This window comes from Streptomyces sp. NPDC057623, assembly GCF_042800355.1.
In the GTDB taxonomy this organism is placed as follows: Bacteria; Actinomycetota; Actinomycetes; order Streptomycetales; family Streptomycetaceae; genus Streptomyces.
Window position 1 is genome coordinate 3708 of sequence record NZ_JBHVGZ010000148.1, and the last position, 3856, is coordinate 7563.

Consider the following 3856-nt stretch of genomic DNA (forward strand, 5'->3'; position numbering starts at 1 on the left):
GGCGGAGACGAAGCGGGGGGGCGGTAGGGGGGGTTTTGGGGGTGGTGGTGGGGGGGTTGGGCTTTTTCTGGGCGCCCCTCACCGCAAAACCCCCGCCAGGCGGATCGAGAACCGTCGGCCCCTCCGCTTTCCCCGTCACGGTGAGTCTCCTGCTGGCGCTGTCGGGGCTGGTCCTCGCGGGCCGGGGAGTACTCGGCCGGCGCAGGACACGACGCCTGGCCGGCCAGGAACGGACGGCCGGCGGCGGCACCGGCGCCGACACCGCGGCCGGCAACATCCGGCAGTCCGGCGACTCCACCGACGAGACGGTGGAATCCGGCCAACCTCCGGTTCCCTGGCGGCGCCTGGCACTGATGATCGCCCTGTTCGCCACCTACGTCCTGGCCTTCATCCCGCTCGGCCAGCCGATCGCGACCACGGCCTACCTGCTCGCCACCAGCACCCTGATCGAACGGGAACGGTGGCTGCGGAACGGCTGTTTCGCCGTCGTCCTCAGCGTCGCCGTCCACCTCACGTTCACCAGACTGCTCGGGGTCGAACTCCCCGCCGGACTGCTCGGGTGACGGGAGGAGAGCCATGGAATCGATCACTCATCTGCTCTCAGGGCTGGTACACGCCCTCACCCCCGGGAACGTGCTCTTCGCGTTCCTCGGCGTCCTGGTCGGCACCGTCGTCGGCGTTCTCCCCGGGGTCGGCCCCATTACGGCCATCTCCCTGCTCATCCCCCTGTCCTTCGGACTCGATCCCGCCGCCGGCCTGATCCTGCTCTGCGGGATCTACTACGGCGCGATGTACGGCGGTTCGACCACGTCCATCCTCATCAGGACGCCGGGCGAGGTGGCCTCCGCGGTGACGGCGCTGGACGGCTACGCGATGGCGAGGAAGGGCCGCGCCGGAGTCGCGCTGGCCACCGCGGCGGTGGGGTCGTACCTCGGCGGAATCGCGGCCGTCCTCGGTCTGGTCCTCGTCGCGCCGCTGCTCGTGAAAGTATCCGTCGCCTTCGGATCGGCGGAGTACACGGTGCTGATGGCCGGGGCCCTGGCCATGACGGCCTCGCTGATCACCGGCTCCCGCCTCAAGGCGGTCATCTCCGTCCTGTTCGGGATGTGCGTCGCCCTGGTCGGCACCGACAGTCAGTCGTCGGTCAGGCGCTGGACCTTCGGCGTGCTCGAACTCTCCGACGGTGTCTCGATCGCGCTGGTCGCCATGGCGCTGTTCGCCGTACCCGAGGCGCTGCGGCAGCTGTCGGTCGGCCGGACGCGACCGGACGGGCCGGTGGCCATGACCGGTCGTGCCTGGATGACGCGCGAGGACCTGCGGCTTTCCTGGCCCGCCTACGTACGCGGCACGCTCGTCGGCTTCTTCTCCGGTCTGCTGCCGGGGGTCGGGCCCACCCTGGGGACGTTCGCGTCGTACTCGCTGGAGAAGCGTGTCGCGCGCGGCGAGCGCCGACGCCTCTTCGGGCATGGCGCCATCGAAGGTGTCGCGGGGCCCGAGACCGCCAACAACGCAGGCGTCGGTGCCTCTCTGATCCCCATGATGACGTTGGCCGTTCCGGCCTCGGCGACCAGTGCGCTGCTGCTCTTCGTCTTCCAGATGTACGGCTTGCAGCCGGGGCCGCAGCTGTTCAACTCGGACCCCGATCTCGTGTGGACCATCGTGGCCAGCATGATCGTGGGCAACACGATGCTGCTGCTCCTCAACCTGCCCATGGTCCGGATCTTCGTGAAGCTCCTGACGGTGCCGCCGCCCTTGCTCTACGGTGCCGTGATCGTCTTCACCGTGCTGGGCGCGTACGCGCTCACCTTCAGCCTGTCCAGCCTGGTGCTGCTGCTCGGCATCGGACTTCTCGGCTACTGCATGCAGGAGAACGGTTTCCCGCTGACTCCCGCCATCCTGGCCGCGGTGCTGACACCGCTGCTGGAGGACAACCTCCGGCGTGCCCTGATCATCTCCAACGGCGACTGGGCCGTCTTCGTCGAGCGGCCATTGTCGCTGACGCTGCTCGTGCTGGTCGCCCTCGGCGCCGGCGTCCCCACCGCGCTCAGTGTCAGGCGCCGGCTGCGTGGGCCTCGCACGACCTGAGCCCGCTGCCGAGACCGTCCGTGCCCGATCCGACAGCGTCGTCGAACGGGCACGGACGGGAATATCCCGGGGCCAGGTGATATTCCTGGAGGGCGATCGGTGCCCGCGATTCGTCAGCCGCTATTCACGGCCGGGGGCTCGCAGGTTCCGGGCGGGGGAATAACCGCGACGGTTCCGAGCGTGTGGCCAGGACATCTCGGCAAGGCCATATGTGCGGCGTATTGCGGCCCGATTATCCCTGGGCTGCGATGTCGTTGATGAACCAGCCCCCGGAGGCGCCACCCCAGCTCTGCTGGCACTTCCGCTGCCCGCCGTCGGCGAGCTTGACCCGCGCCGCGTCGCACTCGGCCTTCGTGCTGTAGTAGGTGGCGGCCTGAGCGGAACCGGCGGTCGCGAGACCGCCGCCGATGGCCACGGCGACACCTGCGGCGATCAGTGCGAGCTTCCTGCGCATGAGATTTCTCCTTTTGTTAATTCCGAGTAATTAACGGGGACTTTCAAGGCGACGTAAATCTTGCCCATTTCCCCGTCGCTTTTCAATTTACACGACGCTTTGCGTGTGCTGGACGTTTTTCTTGTGAAGATTGCGAAAATCCAGCGAGGATCCGGTCCTGCTCTCAGGGCTTTTCGCACCGCGCGAACCGGCTCATTCGAAATGCGCCTTTTCGTTTACGCGGAACATGTAGTCGCGCCAGTTCTCCTTGATGGATGTGCCTGGTTCGCTCGGACGAAGTTCGGAACCGCCCCACATGTCGTCGAATGCGGCCTGGAACCACGGGAGTTCGTCGGTGAGCGGACGGTGGACCAGGACGACACCTCCCCCGGAGCGCCGGGCGGTCTGGCCCTGGCGCTCCGGAGGCGGCGGGAGGCCCTCGTGGGGGGTAGGGCCCCTACGCCCAGCAGCCGTTGACGGTGGCGGCCAGGCCGTCGAGGGCGTCCTTGATGTCGGACGGCCCGGCGGTGGAGTCGTTCTCGATGAAGGAGAAGACCTTCCAGCGGCCGTCCTGCGCCTTGGTCAGACCGCTCAGCGCGACGGCGCCGGTGAGCGTGCCGGTCTTGGCCTTGACCTTGCCGACCGCGCAGCTGGAGTCGGCGGTGTCGAAGCGCCCGAACTCCGGGCCCAGCGTGGCGCCGGCCTCGCCGGAGACGGGCAGCCCGTCGATGATGTACTTCAGCGTCTGCGCGTGCCGGGGGTCGGCGGCCAGGTCGACGATGTCGGCGATGGTCTGCGCCGGGATCCGGGTCGTGCGGGACAGCCCGCTGCCGTCGTACATCGCGAAGTCGTCGAGCGAGATGCCGTACCGGGTGAGGACGTCGCGGACCACGGCGGTGCCGTCCTCGAAGGTGGCGGAGCGGCCGGCGCCGAGCGCGGTGAGGCGCAGCAGGGACTCGGCGATGTCGTTGTCGCTGACCTTGAGCATCTGCTTGACGATCGTGGACAGCTTGTCGGAGGTGTGCGTGGCGACGGGCACGTCGCCCTTGCCGACCCGTCGACCGTGACCCCGCGCTCGGCGAGCAGCTTCGCGAAGACGTCGCCCGCGTCGAGGGAGGTGTCGTCGACGTTGTGGGAGTCGACGACGAGCGCGCGTACGGGGGCGACGGAGTCGGGGTAGTAGCCGGTGTTCCAGCCGGTGGCGAGACTCGGCTCGGGGAAGAGGCTGTCGTCGATGCGGACCTTCACCGAGGTGAGCCCGGCGCTCTTCAGCCCGGCGACGGCGGTCTTGGCGAGCGCGTCGAGGTCGTCGGTGGTCAGGGTGCGGTCGCCGCCGCC

Annotated in this window: 3 protein-coding genes and 1 pseudogene; 2 read left to right on the forward strand and 2 right to left on the reverse strand. The window is 68.7% G+C overall.

What is annotated here, in order from left to right:
- Positions 1-35 precede the first annotated feature (35 nt).
- Both ACFU95_RS50525 and ACFU95_RS50530 read left to right on the forward strand, forming a co-directional pair.
- Complete coding sequence (locus ACFU95_RS50525; RefSeq protein WP_383844570.1) at positions 36-563, forward strand: tripartite tricarboxylate transporter TctB family protein; 528 nt, start codon at positions 36-38, stop codon at positions 561-563.
- A 13-nt stretch (positions 564-576) separates the two neighbouring features.
- On the forward strand, positions 577-2085 hold the full coding sequence (locus ACFU95_RS50530) for a tripartite tricarboxylate transporter permease (RefSeq protein WP_383844573.1): 1509 nt from the start codon (positions 577-579) through the stop codon (positions 2083-2085).
- A gap of 232 nt (positions 2086-2317) precedes the next feature.
- Here ACFU95_RS50530 and ACFU95_RS50535 read toward each other — a convergent pair whose 3' ends face one another.
- Both ACFU95_RS50535 and dacB read right to left on the reverse strand, forming a co-directional pair.
- Positions 2318-2539, reverse strand: a complete 222-nt coding sequence (locus tag ACFU95_RS50535; RefSeq protein WP_152172902.1) for a hypothetical protein — start codon at positions 2537-2539, stop codon at positions 2318-2320.
- A 436-nt stretch (positions 2540-2975) separates the two neighbouring features.
- Positions 2976-3856: pseudogene (gene dacB / locus ACFU95_RS50540) on the reverse strand (D-alanyl-D-alanine carboxypeptidase/D-alanyl-D-alanine-endopeptidase); the annotation flags it as partial.

Bases quoted from the DNA above. Each gene is read 5' to 3' on its own strand.
- ACFU95_RS50530 (WP_383844573.1), top strand. From the start codon at position 577: ATGGAATCGATCACTCATCTGCTCTCAGGGCTGGTACACGCCCTCACC.
- ACFU95_RS50535 (WP_152172902.1), bottom strand. From the start codon at position 2,539: ATGCGCAGGAAGCTCGCACTGATCGCCGCAGGTGTCGCCGTGGCCATC.